The sequence below is a fragment of the Nitrosomonas sp. Nm34 genome (assembly GCF_900113925.1).
Classification (GTDB): domain Bacteria; phylum Pseudomonadota; class Gammaproteobacteria; order Burkholderiales; family Nitrosomonadaceae; genus Nitrosomonas.
In genome coordinates this window covers 1-15,744 of sequence record NZ_FORD01000058.1, presented here as the reverse complement: position 1 = coordinate 15,744, position 15,744 = coordinate 1, and the positions used below count along the sequence as shown (strand labels likewise).

15 protein-coding genes and 1 pseudogene are annotated in these 15,744 nt (G+C 42.8%); 9 read left to right on the top strand and 7 right to left on the bottom strand.

Features of this window, described 5'->3' with window-relative positions; all coding sequences use genetic code 11:
- Both BM283_RS14880 and BM283_RS14875 read left to right on the top strand, forming a co-directional pair.
- Positions 1 to 276: transposase (locus BM283_RS14880; protein WP_175492167.1), on the top strand; the 276-nt coding region annotated here is incomplete at its 5' end.
- A 24-nt stretch (positions 277 to 300) separates the two neighbouring features.
- Positions 301 to 1,166: pseudogene (locus BM283_RS14875) on the top strand (IS630 family transposase); the annotation flags it as partial.
- A gap of 30 nt (positions 1,167 to 1,196) precedes the next feature.
- Here the strand turns inward: BM283_RS14875 and BM283_RS14870 are convergent.
- Entirely contained in the window at positions 1,197 to 2,828 is a 1,632-nt protein-coding gene (locus tag BM283_RS14870; protein WP_090694472.1) for an ABC transporter transmembrane domain-containing protein, read from the bottom strand.
- Between the two features lie 181 nt (positions 2,829 to 3,009).
- On the opposite strand from BM283_RS14870, the gene rfbA reads away from it, so the two are divergent.
- The 4 genes from rfbA (at position 3,010) to BM283_RS14850 (ending at position 6,887) form a co-directional block, all read left to right on the top strand.
- Positions 3,010 to 3,963, top strand: a complete 954-nt coding sequence (gene rfbA, locus BM283_RS14865) for a glucose-1-phosphate thymidylyltransferase RfbA (RefSeq protein ID WP_090694470.1) — start codon at positions 3,010 to 3,012, stop codon at positions 3,961 to 3,963.
- A gap of 2 nt (positions 3,964 to 3,965) precedes the next feature.
- Entirely contained in the window at positions 3,966 to 4,511 is a 546-nt protein-coding gene (gene rfbC, locus BM283_RS14860; protein ID WP_090694469.1) for a dTDP-4-dehydrorhamnose 3,5-epimerase, read from the top strand.
- A gap of 51 nt (positions 4,512 to 4,562) precedes the next feature.
- A complete protein-coding gene (gene radA / locus BM283_RS14855; protein WP_090694479.1) occupies positions 4,563 to 5,936 on the top strand; it encodes a DNA repair protein RadA in 1,374 nt (457 codons plus the stop codon).
- Positions 5,937 to 6,080: 144 nt separating this feature from the next.
- Positions 6,081 to 6,887: an alkaline phytoceramidase gene (locus tag BM283_RS14850; RefSeq protein WP_175492168.1), complete on the top strand. Its 807-nt coding sequence runs from the start codon at positions 6,081 to 6,083 to the stop codon at positions 6,885 to 6,887.
- A gap of 146 nt (positions 6,888 to 7,033) precedes the next feature.
- On the opposite strand, the gene BM283_RS14845 is transcribed toward BM283_RS14850, so the two are convergent.
- On the bottom strand, positions 7,034 to 8,401 hold the full coding sequence (locus BM283_RS14845; protein WP_090694467.1) for a DEAD/DEAH box helicase: 1,368 nt from the start codon (positions 8,399 to 8,401) through the stop codon (positions 7,034 to 7,036).
- Between the two features lie 344 nt (positions 8,402 to 8,745).
- The gene (tyrS, locus tag BM283_RS14840) at positions 8,746 to 9,960 is read right to left on the bottom strand and encodes a tyrosine--tRNA ligase (protein ID WP_074668055.1); all 1,215 of its coding nucleotides are present in this window, start codon (positions 9,958 to 9,960) and stop codon (positions 8,746 to 8,748) included.
- Positions 9,961 to 10,101: 141 nt separating this feature from the next.
- Between tyrS and BM283_RS14835 the strand changes: the two genes are divergently transcribed.
- Positions 10,102 to 11,430: an OapA family protein gene (locus tag BM283_RS14835; protein ID WP_090694466.1), complete on the top strand. Its 1,329-nt coding sequence runs from the start codon at positions 10,102 to 10,104 to the stop codon at positions 11,428 to 11,430.
- Between the two features lie 44 nt (positions 11,431 to 11,474).
- Positions 11,475 to 12,575: an anhydro-N-acetylmuramic acid kinase gene (locus BM283_RS14830; protein WP_090694477.1), complete on the top strand. Its 1,101-nt coding sequence runs from the start codon at positions 11,475 to 11,477 to the stop codon at positions 12,573 to 12,575.
- A gap of 18 nt (positions 12,576 to 12,593) precedes the next feature.
- Here BM283_RS14830 and erpA read toward each other — a convergent pair whose 3' ends face one another.
- The 4 genes from erpA to rplM all read right to left on the bottom strand — a co-directional run bounded on the left by erpA (position 12,594) and on the right by rplM (position 15,082).
- The gene (gene erpA, locus BM283_RS14825) at positions 12,594 to 12,959 is read right to left on the bottom strand and encodes an iron-sulfur cluster insertion protein ErpA (RefSeq protein ID WP_090694464.1); all 366 of its coding nucleotides are present in this window, start codon (positions 12,957 to 12,959) and stop codon (positions 12,594 to 12,596) included.
- A 162-nt stretch (positions 12,960 to 13,121) separates the two neighbouring features.
- Positions 13,122 to 14,150, bottom strand: coding sequence for an N-acetyl-gamma-glutamyl-phosphate reductase (argC, locus tag BM283_RS14820; RefSeq protein ID WP_090694463.1), 1,029 nt, complete (start codon positions 14,148 to 14,150; stop codon positions 13,122 to 13,124).
- A gap of 101 nt (positions 14,151 to 14,251) precedes the next feature.
- Positions 14,252 to 14,644 carry a 30S ribosomal protein S9 gene (gene rpsI, locus BM283_RS14815; RefSeq protein WP_090694461.1) on the bottom strand — a complete coding sequence of 131 codons (393 nt, stop codon included), beginning with the start codon at positions 14,642 to 14,644 and terminating at the stop codon, positions 14,252 to 14,254.
- Between the two features lie 3 nt (positions 14,645 to 14,647).
- Positions 14,648 to 15,082 (bottom strand): 50S ribosomal protein L13, encoded by a 435-nt coding sequence (rplM, locus tag BM283_RS14810; protein ID WP_090694475.1) that lies wholly within the window; start codon positions 15,080 to 15,082, stop codon positions 14,648 to 14,650.
- Between the two features lie 338 nt (positions 15,083 to 15,420).
- On the opposite strand from rplM, the gene BM283_RS20125 reads away from it, so the two are divergent.
- Entirely contained in the window at positions 15,421 to 15,687 is a 267-nt protein-coding gene (locus BM283_RS20125; RefSeq protein WP_254776391.1) for an ISAs1 family transposase, read from the top strand.
- Positions 15,688 to 15,744 lie beyond the last annotated feature (57 nt).

The following is a 15,744-nucleotide window of genomic DNA, read 5'->3' as shown; positions in this document are numbered from 1 at the left end:
GCACTCAATATCAATGCGGATGTGTTTCACGAATGGGCGATGCAGGACCTGTTGCCTGAATTGCCGTCACATGCCGTCGTTGTGATGGACAATGCTACTTTCCATAAGAGGCAGGATACGCAAGAGGCCATACAAAACGCTGGGCACACCCTTGAATATTTGCCCGCTTATTCTCCTGATCTAAACCTCATCGAACATAAATGGGCACAGGCCAAAGCACTGCGTAGACAACAAAACCAGACCGTTGAGATGCTCTTCAAATCCTATACATTCTGAATCATTCTTAACTGGTTAGGCTATATTACACCGGAGGCGGCTGGCTGGGTAGTGAATTTGGTCTGTACTAAACCAAAAGATCACGCATTGGCTGCAGAGTTGTGGACACTTTCTGCTTTGGCGCAGTTTGTGCGGTCAGGTGCTGTAGCAGCTGGGCACTCGTGCCTGCAGGAGCTGCAAAGGCGACGGTATGGCGTATCCTCAATGCTCACGATATCAAGCCGCATCGTATTCGCTATTATCTGGAAAAACGCGATGCTGAATTTGAGCAGAAGATGCATGAGGTATGGGTGGTCTATCGAGAAATTGCCATGGCGCAGGATGCTGAAAATGGGATGCCAGATCAACGGCCGATATACACGGTTAGCGTAGATGAAAAACCAGGTGTTCAAGCACTGACCAATACTGCACGGGACTTGCCTCCCATTGCTGGCGAGCAATCATGTGTGGCTCGCGACCATGAGTACGTTCGAAAGGGTACGGTCTCGATCATTGCCGGAATCGATTTGCACAATGGGCACATCATCGCGCAGGTGCACGATCGTCACCGCAGTCGGGAATTCATTGGCTTCTTGAAAGAGCTGGATGCGTACTATCCCCAGGGATCGGTCATTCGGTTGATTCTCGACCATCATTCTGCCCACATCTCGAAAGAAACCATGGCTTACCTGGCTGAGCATCCAGGGCGTTTCAGTTACGTTCACACACCTAAGCATGGCTCGTGGCTAAATCTGATTGAGTCGGTATGCCCGAAAATGGCAAGAACCTTTTTGCGTCCTATCCGAGTCGCTTCAAAGGATGAGCTAAAGGACAGAATCATGAAAGGCATTGCAGAGATGAATGCTGCACCAGTCATCTATCGGTGGCGCAACTTCGATTTTGCCGCATAATGTATCTATTTTTGTGAAACGATATACTAGCTATGTTAATTTGATAATCCGATGCGCTTTTCCAAGCATGTTTGGCTGGGATGAGGCGATCAAGGTAGTGCGATTCTGGATTAAAGCATCAAGCGCATTGTTTACTAATCGGCAATCGGTATCAAAAACGGAGGTCGTCTCGTCAATGATGACAATTGCCGGGTTTTTAAGTAATGCCCGGGCAGTCAAGATGCGTTGGTGCTGATTCTCCGTGAACTTAATATCTTGATTGTCAATTCTGGTTTGAAGGCCATGCGGCATTTCGCGTGCAAATGTTGTTACATGGCAAGTGCGCGCAACGTTCATAATGCTCGCTTCTGTCGCACAGCGTGTTGTACCATAGGCGATATTGGCTGCGATGGTATCGTTTAGAAGCCTGGTGTCGGGTGTTATCCAGGCGATCTTTGCACGCAAGTCAGTTAACTTGATCGTGGCAATATCGACGTCATCTAGCAATATTCTTCCACTTACTGGGTGAATGAATCGTGCAATGAGATCGATCAATGTTCTTTCCTGGCCTTGGCTGGAGCCTGGTAGCGCAATGATTTCACCCGGCTGTATCGTCAAGGTGAGGTTGAAGAGAGGAGAGCATGTTGGTGAGTAATTACCAGCATTGACTTCTTCAAACCGTATTTGACCGCGCGCGTTGGCTATCTCAACTTTGCCTGAATCAGTTTCATTGTGTTGTGCAAGCAGTGAATCGACATTGTGGATGACTTGAAATTTATTTTGCGGCGATGTCTGTATATTCAGTACGCGTCTTACAGGAAGAACGAGCATCAGTACTGCTGTGATTAAAGCACTTGCGTCTCCGACCGTCATCATGCCCAGAGAGATCTGTTGTTTAAACAGGAGAAAAAATACTGTCAATATGGTAGAAATCATAATGAATGCAATGGTTTTGCTTAATGTTTTGGCGACGACTTGTTTTAGGGCAAGGTTGCGCTGATGATTAATGGAGTTGCAAAAATGTTGACTTTCTTGTGACTGGCTACCATCAAGCTTGATTGATTTGATATGCTTGCACGATGTTAAAAAAGTAGAGGTTATTAATAAGGGGGGTGCTTTTTGTTGTGAGTTGCTCGCTTGAGAGACAAATTGCATGATTAAGCCAATCACCACTGCGAGTAAAAATCCCATGAATGAGAATTCCCAGTTTAAGAGTATCATCACTATCAGCAAGCCAGTTATCGTTAATATTTCTTTGACGAAAATGATGAGGATCTGAGCGATACTATCGGTAGCATGCTCGATTTCTGAGAAGAGATTGATATTGAGTTTGTCTGAATTCGTTTCCTTCGGGCAGGATAAGGGTAGCGCTAGGAGTTTCTCAAACAAGGTTCTTCGCAGATCTATTCCGACTTTTCCACTTACCCAACTAGTTGCATAGCTACAAGAGAAGCTTGCGAGACTACGCGTAATTAATAAACCTAGTATCGCCAGAAGAGCAAACTGAAACTCTTCTAATCCGTGCTGACTGGTCAGAATGTTATCCAGTAACGGTTTTATGAATAAAGGTAATAGGGAGGTAGTGACTGCAATGGTAATCAGGCTGATGATAGCGAATGCGAGCATTGTCCAGTAGGGCACAACCCATATCATCAGGCGGCGGAGGATTTGTATTTCGATCATAGTCAGCTTATCTGAATATCAAGATACAATGGATGCATGTTATAGCGGGGAATATAAAAAAATTAGACATGTCATTAAGTGTAAGAAATGTTATGGCCAAATTTATACAATCTATTTTAATCAGGCTTTTGTTCAAATAATTGTTAGAAACAATTAAATTTAATGCAATAAAATAACAAAAATGATTCCAGTGCATCCTATTAATCTGACACAAACGGTTGCTTGCCGAAGAAAAGGTATTATTTTAGCGGGTGGTTCTGGTACAAGACTATATCCCGTTACTCAGGTTGTTTCCAAACAGCTATTGCCGGTTTTTGATAAACCAATGATCTATTATCCCTTAAGTACCCTGATGCTGGCGGGGATTCGAGATATTCTCATTATTTCTACGCCACAGGATACGCCGCTTTTTAGACATTTGCTGGGAAGTGGTGAACACTGGGGGCTGAATTTATCTTATGCTATTCAGTCCTCACCAGATGGATTGGCTCAGGCTTTTATCATTGGCGAATCCTTTCTCAGTAATGATCATTCTGCACTTATTCTGGGGGACAATATTTTCTATGGGCATGATTTCCATTATCTGCTCGAGAACGCCATGATGCGTCAAGAAGGCGCGAGTGTTTTTGCCTATCATGTCAATGATCCTGAACGTTATGGTGTGGTTGAGTTTGATCAAAAAGGGCTGGCAGTCGATTTGGAAGAAAAACCCAGGCAACCAAAATCAAATTATGCTGTAACTGGTTTGTATTTTTATGATCAGCAAGTCGTTGATTTTTCCAAAAGTCTTAAGCCTTCAGCACGTAATGAACTGGAAATCACTGATCTCAATCGGATTTATTTAGCTCAAAATAGGCTGAATGTGGAAATTATGGGGCGTGGCTATGCCTGGCTTGATACAGGTACCTATGATTCTTTGCTGGATGCCAGCCAATTTGTAGCTACGATCGAGCACAGGCAAGGACTTAAAATAGCTTGTCCAGAAGAAATTGCTTATCGAAAAGGGTGGATTAATGCTGCCCAGTTGGAAAAGCTGGCTCATCCATTGAGCAAAAACGGTTATGGTCTATATTTGATGCAGATTCTCAAGCATGGCTATATTGACGGTATGAATAATGAAGAAAAGCTTGGTTAAATATGAAAGCGACGCAGTTAGTGATACCTGAGTTATACCTCATTGAACCACGCGTATTCGGTGATGAACGTGGTTTCTTCTTTGAAAGTTATAATCAGCGCCAATTCCACGCTTTGATCGGTAGAAATGTGACATTTGTCCAAAGTAATCATTCCCGTTCTATGAAACATGTTTTGCGTGGTTTACATTATCAGATCAAGCAGCCTCAAGGTAAGCTGGTACGTGTAATTGCGGGTGAAGTATTTGATGTGGCAGTGGATCTTCGTAAAACTTCTCCTACATTTGGGCAGTGGGTGGGAGAAATTCTTAGTGCGGAAAATAAGAAACAGCTTTGGATCCCTGAAGGTTTTGCTCATGGTTTTATCGTACTTTCAGCATTTGCAGAATTTCTTTATCAAACAACTGATTACTGGGCACCTGAATATGAGCGTTGTATTTTATGGGACGATCCGGTATTAAATATCCATTGGCCTATTGAGAACGAGCCTATGTTATCAACCAAAGATGCGCAAGGAAAACCTTTTTACGAAGCAGAAGTTTACGAGTAATCGATCACGTTTACCCTTTTGATCGGGATGATAACGCAATGGCTGTAAATGATGGCCAAATCTAAATCGCTCTATTTCTGTAATGCCTGTGGTGGCCAAACTTTGAAATGGCAGGGACAGTGTCCGCATTGCCGAGAATGGAACACGCTAGTAGAAGCCGTTGCTGATAAAACGAGATTGACGAGTTTCGATAAAAATAGCTTTCGCTTGATTGCTGCAACTGAGGTCAGCCAAGTATGCAATTTAAATGAGGTTGTAACAGAAGAATCTCCGCGTTACTCGACAGAGATGACCGAATTTGATCGGGTATTGGGAGGAGGCTTGGTGCGAGGCGGGGTCATCCTGCTGGGTGGCGATCCCGGTATTGGTAAATCCACGCTGTTATTGCAGGCGCTCTCAGCCATGTCGGCCCGGCACGAGGTATTGTATGTCAGTGGGGAGGAGTCAGCACAACAAGTGGCGCTACGTGCCAAACGTTTAACGCTTGAGGTGTCAGCAGTCAAACTATTAACCGAAATTCGATTGGAAAACATTCAAGCAGTCCTCGCGGAATATCAACCCAAAGTGGCTGTAATTGATTCGATTCAGACCATCTATTCGGATACACTACAATCGGCGCCAGGGTCAGTTGCTCAGGTGCGCGAATGTGCTGCTCAGTTGACGCGGTTAGCCAAGACTCAAGGAGTCTGTATATTTTTAATTGGCCATGTTACCAAGGAAGGTGCCCTTGCTGGACCGCGTGTGCTTGAACATATGGTGGATACCGTACTGTACTTTGAAGGTGATACCCATTCCAGTTTTCGTTTGATTCGGGCATTCAAAAACCGCTTTGGTGCCGTCAACGAATTAGGCGTTTTTGCGATGACCGAGAAGGGTCTGCGTGAAGTGAGCAACCCTTCAGCCTTATTTCTCTCCCATCATGATAGCCGAGTGTCCGGCAGCTGTGTGATGGTAACCCAAGAAGGGTCGCGTCCATTATTGGTAGAGATCCAAGCGCTGGTTGATGCTGCGCATGCGCCTAACCCCAGGCGATTAAGTGTGGGATTAGAACAAAATCGGCTGGCGATGTTATTGGCTGTATTGCATCGACATGCAGGTATCCCTTGCTTTGATCAGGATGTTTTTATCAATGCGGTGGGCGGAGCCAAAATCACAGAGCCTGGTGCAGATTTGGCGGTTGTCCTTGCGATAGTTTCTTCTCTGAAAAACAAACCATTGCCGGAAAAAATAGTCGTATTTGGTGAAATTGGCTTGGCAGGAGAAGTGCGTCCTGTTCAGCGTGGTCAGGAGCGATTAAAAGAGGCAGCCAAATTGGGCTTTGTTAAAGCAATTATTCCCAAAGCTAATCAGCCCAAACAATCTATTCCTGGCCTTGAGATCATCGCGGTGCAGCGGATTGAAGAAGCAGTGATTCAATTGCGTTAAGGAAGTATTTCTTCCATTTATCAATCAAAACTGACTTTGCCGGTTTTGCCTGGCCGTATGATTGATACTGTCTGCGGCTCGCCTTCGCGTTATGTTTGATTTGAAAATGGAATAAGATGACTCTTGCAATCAAAATTGAAGATCATGAAAACCAGATTTTATATTCTGATACTACTTTTCATCATGGGATTACTCGTTGCTGCCATATTGCCACCCATTCCTCAGCCTCTTTCCTATCATGAGTTTATTGACCAACGCTCATTTCTGGGTATTCCTAATTTTCTCAACGTTGTTTCAAATCTGGCTTTTTTGTTTGTTGGGGTCGCTGGCGTAGTCTTTCTGAGACGTATGCAGGTGTTGCTCGTACAAAAAACGTTTTCTGCCTTTTCAGAATGCTGGCCATACGTGACCATATTTTTAAGTATCATCTTAGTGAGTATGGGATCAGCTTATTATCATTGGCAACCAGATAATCATACTTTATTTTGGGATAGATTCCCTATAACCATTGCCATCATGGGTTTATTAGCTGCAACCATGACGGAGCGGATAGGCGTCAAACAAGGTTTGCGCTGGTTGCCGGTATTGCTGATAATGGGGGTAGCTAGTGCGACTTACTGGTACTGGAGTGAGCTGCAGGGCGCCGGGAATCTGAATTTTTATATTGTCGTGCAGATTTGCTCGATACTATCGATTATTTTATTGGCAATTTGGTTTCCATCCTGCTATACACGAGGACGAGATATTTACGTGATTATTTTTCTTTACGGTCTGGCTAAGCTGGCTGAAATACTGGATGAGGAGATCTATCATTTCGGTCAGATGATTAGTGGCCATACGCTTAAACATCTTCTGGCAGGCTTTGCCGCTTACTGGATGCTGCGTATGCTAAAAAAGCGTAGATTATTAGAAAGATTTAATCAAGGAGATCAAATAAGGAAATACAATTAGAAATAAAAAATATCCCACTCTCATAAGATGGGTCGTAGTGAATAAGGGGTATACTACGGCAGTGGTCTGCCGTAGTTATTTATTCGCCTTCTCTTTTTACAGATTATCCTAAAAGTAATTTTTTAGAATTATTCTTACAGGTTGAATTAATTGCTTGATTCAGCATAAATGCCCGAGTTGAATTGATTTGGGCGTCTAAAGGAGCGCTTCTTGCTATCGTTACTAGGGGTCCGCTCGAATCTATGAGAATGGCTCTTATTTGAATCGGCGTGGTTAAAAGAATTTCTTTCATTGGATGCCCAAGAACGATTACGCTTATGAACAACATGAGGAACTTTCTGGGTTTTCCCTTCATTTTGCCGAATTCGTGGTTTGAATTTTGGTTCCATACCTGGAATGACAGAAGGGGTAATGCGCTGACCCGTGAAGCGTTCAATTCTTTTCAGGCTGATGCTATCTTTTCCGGAAGCAAAGGAAACAGCAATGCCTGAAGCACCAGCGCGGCCTGTTCGCCCAATACGATGTACATAGTCTTCAGCAAATTTCGGCAAATCAAAGTTGATAACGTGAGTAATATCGGCGATATCAATTCCTCTTGCCGCTACGTCCGTTGCCACCAATATACGAAGTCTTCCGTTACGCAATTTAGTCAACGTACGTGTACGCTCACGCTGACTCATATCACCATGAAGTGCCCCAACCTCATGCCCTTGTGCTGCAAGATCGTCAGCTAAATCGTCTGCATCCCGCTTGGTTGCGGTAAAAACGATAGCTTGCTTGAGCGATTGATCACGCAATAAATGATCGAGCAGTTTATTTTTGTGCAAGAGATCATCCACATAATGAAGGCGTTGCTCGATATTTTCAAGTTTTGCGCGTTGTGAGGCAACTTGTATGCGTTTAGGGGATTTCAGCAATCGTGCTGCAATTTTGTCTATCGTTGAGTCTAGTGTAGCGGAGAATAATAAAGTTTGGCGACTTGCTGGTGTTGTGGAAGCAATACTTTCAACATCATGAACGAATCCCATGTCAAGCATACGATCCGCTTCGTCTAATACCAGCATTTCCAGCCGTGAGAAATCAATACGTCCTCGTTGAATATGATCGATTAGGCGACCGGGTGTTGCGACCAAAATATCTACCGTTTGAGATAATAATTTATTTTGTAAAAAATAGGACATGCCACCCAAAATACTAACGACTTTGATGCGAGACAGATATTTGCCATACTTGCTTGCTGCATCAGAAACTTGCAACGCTAACTCACGAGTGGGCGTCAATACGAGGATGCGCGGCCCACGACCTTGTGCTTTTGTAGGGGTAGCCAGGCGATGCAGTGCAGGTAACATGAATGCAGCTGTTTTGCCAGTGCCTGTTTGAGCCGATGCCATGACATCATGACCTTGAATTAATTCTGGAATAGCTTGTTGTTGGATAGGTGTAGGAGAGGTGTAACCTAACTCATTAATCGCTTTAATAATAGAGGGATGTAAATTCAAATCTTCAAAGGACACGTTTTTTTCCTGATGTGTATAAATAAAAAATACGCGAGCAGGGATTGAGACCAGAAACTCGTAGGCAACAAATACCGCTGGCGCAGATATAAAACATCGCAGCTAACCAGTGGTATTACGCAATTTCCAGACTATGTAGTGGGAAAATCGGAAGAAGGTCAGAAACGATGGAATCTAAAAAGATGGCTACTAATTTTGCAGCCAAAGGAGTATACATGAATTATCAAATATGTCGAGTCTTTTCATTAGCGATGCGAAAAAAATGGTTACCCGTTATCACGAAAAAATAGAGTTCTGTTTCCTTCCAGTGTTGAGGAGAAGATTGGTTTTAGGCATAACAAATGCTAGTATTTAGTTGGAACGATGGTGACTTTAGCGAATTTACGCTTGCCTACTTGGACCACGACTGTTTCGCCCACTGCTAGATGGATTGACTTATCAATAATTTTATTTCCGTTCAGCTTTACTCCTCCTTGCTCAATCATGCGTAATGCTTCGCTGCTACTCGACGTCAACCCCGATTGCTTTAATAACTGGGCAATAGGAATATTTGCTTCATTAATCTGAAGTAATTTTTCAGGAATATCATCGGGTATCGCCCCTTTCTTGAAGCGAGTTTCGAAATCGATCAGCGCTTTCTCAGCATCCGTCTTGCTATAAAAGCGGGCTACGATCTCCTGAGCAAGCAGAACTTTAATTTCTCGTGGATTTCGACCTTGTTTTACCTCTTGCTTCCAATGATGGATAGTATCTAATGATTCAAATGACAATAACTCAATATAGCGCCACATTAAATTATCGGAAACTGACATGAGCTTTCCGAAGATATCATTAGCGCTTTCCGTGATGCCAACATAGTTGTTCAAGGATTTGGACATTTTATTGATGCCATCCAACCCTTCTAATAATGGCATAGTGAGAATGCATTGGGGTGGCTGTCCAAAATGTTTCTGTAATTCACGTCCCATCAATAAATTGAATTTTTGGTCAGTTCCGCCTAATTCGATATCGGCTTTGAGGGCAACTGAGTCATAGCCTTGAATAAGCGGGTAGAGAAACTCGTGGAGAGCGATAGGTTGATTAGTACGATAGCGTTTGCTGAAGTCATCTCTTTCCAACATTCGGGCAACCGTGTAAGTTGCAGAAAGTTTAATGAGATCGACGGCGTTAAGTTTATCCATCCAGGTAGAGTTAAACACCACTTCGGTTTGATCGGATCTAAGGATTTTAAATACCTGAGTGGTATAGGATTTGGCGTTCTGCGCGACTTCTTCGCGTGTTAACGGAGGGCGTGTTGAATTTTTGCCGGTAGGGTCACCGATCATTCCTGTAAAATCACCAATTAAAAACAAAATATGATGACCCATATCCTGTAATTGGCGTAACTTATTCAGTAATACTGTATGGCCCAAGTGCAAATCAGGTGCAGTAGGATCAAATCCAGCTTTAATTCTCAAAGGTGCGCCTGCTTTGAGTTTCTGAATTAATTCTTCTTCTATCAGCAGCTCATGACATCCGCGTTTGATTATTTTTAGTTGTTCGGAGATTGAGTTAAACACAATAAATACAATGGGTTATTTTAGAGTTTTAAAAATCTGCTTATTTTAAGTTTGTTTACTATGGAATGCCAGGCTAGGGATGGCACATTTTTGTGCTAGACTAACCGGCCGGCTCACAACAAATAGGAGATGTAACATAAGATGCTATATACGTCACCACGCGATAAAATAAGGATTTTAGCGCAAAAGCCATCGGTATTTATACATAAAAGATTACGTTGGCTAACAATCTTATCCAGTCTGCCCCTATTTGGCATAGTCACTGCATTTGGCATCGCACCCAATACTTCTTTACAAGATATTCCAGAACGTAAAATTGTTCGTACTCTTCCGCTTCCTGAAATGGCCATTTCTGATGATGCGAATAGTGCATTTTGGCGTCAGGAGAACATTCGTCGTGGGGATACGATGGCTGCGATTCTTGCGCGCTTGGAAATTAACCAACAGGATAAAGCTAATTTCTTACGTGTTGCCAAAGGCAGTAAAGCGATGCGGCAACTCAAGCCTGGAGAAGTTATTCATGCTGAAACTACAGCAGATGGGGAATTGTTAGCGCTACGATATTTTTACGGCAATGGTGAGCAATTCCTGATCGAGAAGGTTGATGACACTTATGAATTGAGCGAGCAGTCTGCTGGAGTAAACACACGTGTCAGTGTTGGGTCCGGCGTAATAGAAAGTTCTTTGTTTGCAGCTACGGATGCTGCTGGATTGCCGACAAGTATCGCCATTCAGATTGCTAATATTTTTGCATCAGATATTGATTTTTATCGTGACTTGCAAAAAGGTGATCGTTTCACGGTCGTTTATGAGACTTCCCATGATAATGGCGAGAATACTCAATATGGACGTGTTTTAGCGGTTGAGTTTATCAACAAGGGTAAGTCTTACCGGGCCGTCTATTTCCAGGCTTCTGATGATGAAGGTGATTACTATACCCCTTCCGGCGAGAGTTTACGCAAACCGTTTTTGCGAGCGCCATTAGAGTTTTCTCGGATCAGTTCAGGATTTACAAATGCGCGTTTCCATCCGATATTGAAGCAATGGCGAGCTCATAAGGGCATCGACTATGCTGCGCCAACAGGGACTCCTGTGATGGCGACAGCAGATGGAACAATAGAATACACTGGGCGGAAGAATGGATATGGTAACCTGATTGTATTGAAGCATCGGGGAGAATACAGCACTGCTTATGGACATTTATCCGCTTTCAAAAAAGGGATACAAAAAATAAAATATGTTAAGCAAGGTGAAGTGATTGGATATGTTGGTTCAACTGGAATGGCAACAGGACCCCATCTACATTATGAGCTCCGTATCAATGGAGTTCAGCGCGATCCATCAAAGGTGGTAATGCCTGCTGCGTACCCTATCAGCAAAAGAAATAAAGCTGCGTTTCATCGAGATACCAAAGAGCTGGTTGCTCGCTTAGATTTGCTTCGTAATGCCAATCTCGCTTCCGCCAATTGATCCTTGAGTTTTACGAATTTTCTACAGTCTAGTAGGTGGATCTTTTGAGAGAATCTCTTTATATCGGGATAATGTCTGGTACAAGCCTCGATGGAGTAGATGCGGCATTAGTCGACTTTAATTCTTCGACTCCTTCTTTGATCGAGACTTATTTCTTGGTATACGATCAATATTTACGGGAACAACTGTTGGCGTTAAATCAAGCTGGCTATGATGAGCTACATCGTGCTGCATTACTGAGTAATACACTATCTAAATTATATGCTGACGCAGTAGAAGGGCTTCTAAGCAAAAGTGGGGTTAGTTCGCAAAGTATTACAGCTATTGGCTGTCATGGTCAGACTGTGAGACATTGTCCTCAATCGGAAAGAGCTTATAGTATCCAATTAGGTAATGCTGCACTCCTGGCTGAGTTGACTGGCATTACGGTAGTTGCAGATTTCAGAAGTCGTGATATCGCAGCAGGGGGTCAAGGTGCTCCCTTAGTGCCGGCTTTTCATCAAGTCATATTTGGCCATACAGAAAAACATCGTATCATAGTTAATATTGGTGGTATTGCAAACATTACCAGTCTTTCACCTAAGAGGGAAGTTATTGGTTTTGATTGCGGTCCAGGGAATATCCTGTTGGATGCCTGGTGTTTACAGCATACAGGAAGCCTGTATGATCACAATGGATCCTGGGCCGAAACAGGATGTATTATTCCAGAATTACTGGAAGCATTGCTGGCATTTTCTTTTTTCTCTCTACCACCCCCGAAAAGTACGGGTAGAGAACTATTTAATAGTGATTGGTTGAAAAACTATTTGCATGGGAAAGAGTCGCCCCAAGATGTGCAGGCAACCTTGCTGAAGCTTTCTGTTGAAGCCATTGCTCAATCTATATGGCTTCATTTCCCGGAGGCTGAAGAAATTTATGTATGTGGGGGAGGAGCCCGCAATGGCAAGCTGGTAGATGAGCTAAAGACAGCTTTATCGGGGAAAGAAGTTAATCTGACCGATGTATTAGGGGTCGATGCAGATTGGATGGAGGCGTTCGCGTTTGCCTGGTTAGCCAAACAAACGATAAATAAATTACCCGGTAATCTTCCCGCTGTTACCGGTGCACAGGGCTATCGAATTCTCGGGACAATTTATACTGCCTAAGCTTCGATAGCTAAACAATTAAACAGAGAAAGAAGAGCCACAACCACATGTGCTTGCTGCAGAGGGATTTCTAATAATGAACTGTGCGCCCTGAGGATTTTCCTGGTAATCAATTTCGGCACCAATTAAATATTGAAAGCTCATTGAATCCACTAAGAGTTTTACCCCTTCTTTTTCCATGACAAAATCGTCTTCATTGATGGTTTCATCGAAAGTAAAGCCATATTGAAAGCCTGAGCATCCCCCTCCGCTTATAAAAACCCTGAGTTTTAAATTATGGTTTCCTTCTTCTTCTATGAGATGCTTAACTTTGTCTGCTGCATTCGCAGTAAACATTAAAGGTAACTGCTTTTCAGTATTTACATGGGTGTTTATTGTGCTCATATCATTCTACCTATTTTATCTATGATTAAATAAAAATCTTGAATAAGGCGTATTGTTATTTGGTATGTAGAAAATTAACTTATGAGTGAGGTTTACTTGATTTAGAAGTATTTCTTTTGGAACAGTTTCTTATTTTATAGATAAGTTAAGCTCAAAATAGGGTTAAGGCAATAAGGGTACGTGCTCAATTCCTAATGTTTCTGAGAATCCAAATATGATATTCATATTTTGTACTGCTTGCCCTGCTGCACCTTTCACGAGATTATCTGTTACCGAAAGTATTACCGCAATGTCGCCATCCTGGGGGCGGTGTACTGCAATTCGGCAATAATTAGATCCTCGGACGGAACGTGTTTCTGGATGATTGCCTGCTGGTAATATATCAACAAATGGTTCGTTAGCGTAACGATCCATATATAAAGTCTGCAAATCAACCTTTTTGGTCAGTCTTGCATAGAGTGTTGCATGAATGCCACGAATCATGGGTGTAAGATGAGGCACAAAGGTAAGATCAACCTGTTTTTTAGCTATATTGGATAAACCCTGCTTTATTTCAGGTAGGTGACGATGCCCTGGTACTGCATAAGACTTGAAATTATCAGCCGCTTCTGAAAATAAGGTATGGACTTCTGCTTTACGTCCTGCACCGGATACACCTGATTTAGTATCAGCAATCAGATGATTCATATCTACTACTCCAGCTTCAATTAAAGGCAAGAAACCTAATTGCACAGCGGTAGGATAACAACCAGGATTAGCGATTAGTCGCGCATTTTTTATTTGCTCACGATTTATTTCAGGCAAACCATACACTGCTTCTGCAACTAATTCAGGGCAAGCATGAGACATTCCATACCACTTTTCCCATTCTGCCACATCTTTGATACGAAAATCTGCAGATAAATCAACTACGAGAATGCCGGCATCGTACAAGGTTTTTGCCTGTTGCATAGCAACTCCATTGGGCGTTGCAAAAAAAACGATATCACATTTATTCAGCTCCGCTTTGCCGGGATCAGTAAACTTAAGAGTTACTTGCTTGCGTAAACTGGGAAATAATTCATCCACAGACATGCCAGCTTCCTGCCGTGAAGTGATTACTTTTAGTTGAACTTCCGGATGTTGTGCAAGAATGCGTAACAACTCCACTCCTGTGTAGCCTGTTCCACCTACTATACCGACTTTTATCATAGAGTTCCTGTGTACTAGAACGTATATTTTAATATATTTTAATTCCAGTAAAACAAAAAAAGCCGCCAATATAGGGCGGCTTTTTTGGAAAATTTAATAAATCAACGTTTAGAGAATTGTTTGCGTCGACGCGCCTTACGTAAGCCAACTTTCTTCCGTTCAACCTCACGTGCATCACGTGTCACAAAGCCTGCCTTGCTTAAAACCGGTTTAAGAGAAGCATCATAATCAATTAGAGCTCTGGTTATTCCGTGACGCACTGCACCTGCTTGCCCGGATTCCCCACCACCGCAGAGATTAACCATTATATCCAGATTCGTCATGTTGCCAGTTAACTCAAGCGGCTGACGAACAATCATGCGTCCGGTTTCACGTGAAAAATATTCATCAACTGGTTTATTATTGATGGTAAATAAGCCACTTCCTGGTTTAATAAAGACTCTAGCTACAGCGCTTTTTCTGCGGCCAGTCCCGTAATTATAATTAATTGCCATAAATTAAGCCCTGATTTCCAATAGCTTTGGTTGCTGTGCGGTATGAGGATGAGTATCTCCTGCATATACTTTGAGTTTTTTGAACATGGCGTAACCTAAAGGCCCCTTGGGTAACATGCCTTTTACTGCTTTTTCTAAAGGTCTTCCAGGAAAACGTGCATGCATCTTCTTGAAATTAGTTTCGTATATTCCTCCAGGATAGCCACTATGACGATAATATTTCTTATCTTCTGCCTTATTACCCGTTACACGGATCTTATCAACATTAACAACAACGATATAATCTCCTGTATCAATATGAGGAGTATAAATAGCTTTATGTTTGCCTCGCAAACGATGTGCTATTGCTGTGGCTAATCTTCCCAAAACTTTATCGGTCGCATCTATAACAAACCAATCATGTTGGACTTCATGTGGTTTAGCTGAAAAGGTTTTCACTGGACTTGTCTCGCTTTTTATATGGAGTGTTTTCTTTTTAAACACAAATTAATCAGAAATATTATGCTACTCATACGGAATTGTCAATTTCCAGCCTCTTCCATTACAGGGCGATCGCACTTAAAAGTGCTTGAAAATAGAATTTAGATAAGGTAATAACGCTATTATATTGATTTCAAATGATAGCAAAGCCAACACCTTCCATTATCCATCACTTTTCGAGCATTCATGATCCCGGGTAAACAGACAAAAGAAACATCAGCTACAAGATATTTTCTTTATCAGTATCTGCGCTACGATTTGTGGTGCAGATGTGGGTTGCCATTTAACAATTTGGCTTGGCAGAAGAGGCGTGGTTCACCGAATTGCCGGGCTTGGAACATGGCATCCCTTCGCACGATACCTTCGGGGAAGTTTACGCCGCCATTGATACCGGGCGGTTCAGCGTTGGTTTTTCCCGCTGGGTTCCTGACCTGGCCACCCTCACCGAAGGTGAAGTGATTGCAATAGATGGCAAGTGTTTAAGACGTAGCATTGACCAGGCCTCAAAAAAAGCCGCCATCCACACGGTCAGCGCTTGGCTCAGCACAACAATCTGGTGTTAGGCCAGGTTAAAGTCGGTGGCCAATCAAATGAAATCACCGCCATTCCCCAATTGCTTT

Bases quoted from the DNA above. Each gene is read 5' to 3' on its own strand.
- BM283_RS14870 (WP_090694472.1), bottom strand. From the start codon at position 2,828: ATGATCGAAATACAAATCCTCCGCCGCCTGATGATATGGGTTGTGCCC.
- rfbA (WP_090694470.1), top strand. From the start codon at position 3,010: ATGATTCCAGTGCATCCTATTAATCTGACACAAACGGTTGCTTGCCGA.
- rfbC (WP_090694469.1), top strand. From the start codon at position 3,966: ATGAAAGCGACGCAGTTAGTGATACCTGAGTTATACCTCATTGAACCA.
- radA (WP_090694479.1), top strand. From the start codon at position 4,563: ATGGCCAAATCTAAATCGCTCTATTTCTGTAATGCCTGTGGTGGCCAA.
- BM283_RS14850 (WP_175492168.1), top strand. From the start codon at position 6,081: ATGAAAACCAGATTTTATATTCTGATACTACTTTTCATCATGGGATTA.
- BM283_RS14835 (WP_090694466.1), top strand. From the start codon at position 10,102: ATGCTATATACGTCACCACGCGATAAAATAAGGATTTTAGCGCAAAAG.
- erpA (WP_090694464.1), bottom strand. From the start codon at position 12,959: ATGAGCACAATAAACACCCATGTAAATACTGAAAAGCAGTTACCTTTA.
- argC (WP_090694463.1), bottom strand. From the start codon at position 14,150: ATGATAAAAGTCGGTATAGTAGGTGGAACAGGCTACACAGGAGTGGAG.
- rpsI (WP_090694461.1), bottom strand. From the start codon at position 14,644: ATGGCAATTAATTATAATTACGGGACTGGCCGCAGAAAAAGCGCTGTA.